We start from the raw sequence: 2021 nt of genomic DNA, 5'->3' as shown, positions 1-2021 counted from the left end.
ATTTACCTCTTGCATTTTGGGGCAAATGCGATATACTCTGCCCAGCCATAAAACCAATTATTTCTAGCCGAGGGAGAACCATGACTATGATCAAGCATTATAACCAGGAAAGCGCAGAAGACGACAAGCCTCCTGATATTCGTCCGCGCCCAGTGCGTCCGTGGCGTGTAGCGGTCATCGCGAACATCAAGGGGGAAACGCCGATACCCGAGGATGCGCCACCCGACGCCGGCGCGGAGTTCGACAGCCCCAGAACGATCCAGGCCATCCGAGAGGCCATCGAATCTGACGGACATACCACCATCTTTTTGCCAGCCGATAGCAACCTACCACAAGCCCTTCACGAATATTGCCCGGATATTTGCTTTAATATCGCAGAAGGACTTGGAGGTGACGGTCGGGAAGCCCAAGTGCCCGCGCTCTTGGAAATGCTCAAAATTCCCTATACTGCCTCCCGGGTCGTAACCAGTGCGATTTCGCTTGAGAAAACACTGACAAAGCGCATCTGGCGCGACCACCATCTACCCACAGCAGCCTTCCAGGAATTTGAGACCCCTGATGATCCTATCTCACCCGACCTACATTACCCACTTTTCGTCAAGCCAGTTCGGGAAGGTACCGGTATGGGCACCGATGAACATTCGGTGGTCTTCGATGAACTCCAACTCCGGCAACGTGTCAGGTGGGTTATTGAGACATACCACCAGCCCGCTCTGGTGGAGACGTATCTCTCCGGACGCGAGTTTACCGTCGCCGTCATAGGCGGTCCCCATGCCCGCCAATACAGCCGCCATCCCGAATGGTACGCAGAAGATGGTTTTCATCGCTTCCCGATTATGGAAATCTACCATCAGACCTCGGTAACACCGGGGATCTACGGCCATGAAGCCAAACAACGATACCCTGGTGAAGAGGGAGCACCGCTGTATCTCTGTCCCGCGGCCATAGATGAAGCCCTGGCAGAACAACTAAACGATTTGGCCATTCGTGCCCATAAGGCTATTGGCGCTCTTGATGTCTCACGGGTAGATATTCGCCTTGGTTCGGATGGTAAACCTTACCTAATGGAGATTAACACTCTGCCCGGTCTCTCACCTGGATATAGTGATTTGTGCATGATTGCAGCCGCTGAGGGGATGACCTACCGAGATTTAATTTTGGAAATCCTCTACCTTGGAGCAGCCCGCTACGGGCTTCTAAACGCTCAACCTCCACGCCTGGTACAATTCAAACAACGGGTACCCATCTACACCACCACGATCACTGCAAGCCTGATCAAATAAAGTATCCCTTTCGGGCGAAAAAGAGAGGTGCAACCCTTATCGTGGTTGCACCTCAATCGTCTTAAGAACCCAGAATTCCACAGAAAGAAATCACTATTGGCCAAGTATTCAGAAGAATCCCTCCCCAAATACCCCCTATTAACATTCCAATCAAAGCATCTGAAACATAATGCGCCCCTAGAATCAAGCGTGACAAACTGACCAAAATCGCCCAAACGAGTAACCCCAAGAAGATCTCAGGGCGCCCAAGATGAAGGGCAAAAAAAGTGATAAAAACACCACGCGCCGCATGACCAGAGGGGAAGGAATGTTCATCTGTGAGCGCGTAAATCCAATCATTTGCGGGCTGTGGACGTTCACGGCGAATTAATGCCTTGAGCATAAACACCAATGACGCTAGCAAAAACGTGGCGCCAAATCCTATCCCCGCCCAACATCGTTGTGATGGCACCAGAACCCCTACCAAGAGAAAAATGCCCAACCAAACCCAAGAGTCCGCCGAATGCGAGATAAACCGAGCAACCTTTTGCAAGCCATGTCGGCTAGCCCATTGAGTTAAGGCACAGGATAGCAAAACGTCCAGTTCCAGAATGCGTCGGATCGGCTTCATGCTCACATTAAATTCATGCTATGGTTGAGTAACGGGGTGATTATTCCACAATCCAAACGCATAGACAAGGGTGCGCGTTCTATCAAATAAAATGTTACCGAAGTAAGATCGTTCACTCAAAAGAAAAT

2 protein-coding genes are annotated in these 2021 nt (G+C 50.8%); one reads left to right on the top strand and one right to left on the bottom strand.

Annotated elements, in window-relative coordinates; genetic code table 11:
• The first annotated feature begins 86 nt into the window (after positions 1-86).
• The gene (locus AC01YT_RS13600; protein WP_476676289.1) at positions 87-1283 is read left to right on the top strand and encodes a D-alanine--D-alanine ligase family protein; all 1197 of its coding nucleotides are present in this window, start codon (positions 87-89) and stop codon (positions 1281-1283) included.
• A 61-nt stretch (positions 1284-1344) separates the two neighbouring features.
• On the opposite strand, the gene AC01YT_RS13595 is transcribed toward AC01YT_RS13600, so the two are convergent.
• Entirely contained in the window at positions 1345-1893 is a 549-nt protein-coding gene (locus tag AC01YT_RS13595) for a phosphatase PAP2 family protein (protein WP_476676287.1), read from the bottom strand.
• Between the last annotated feature and the right edge of the window lie 128 nt (positions 1894-2021).

The sequence above is a fragment of the Thermanaerothrix sp. genome (genome assembly GCF_056331585.1).
This window is presented reverse-complemented; position numbering and strand designations above follow the sequence as displayed.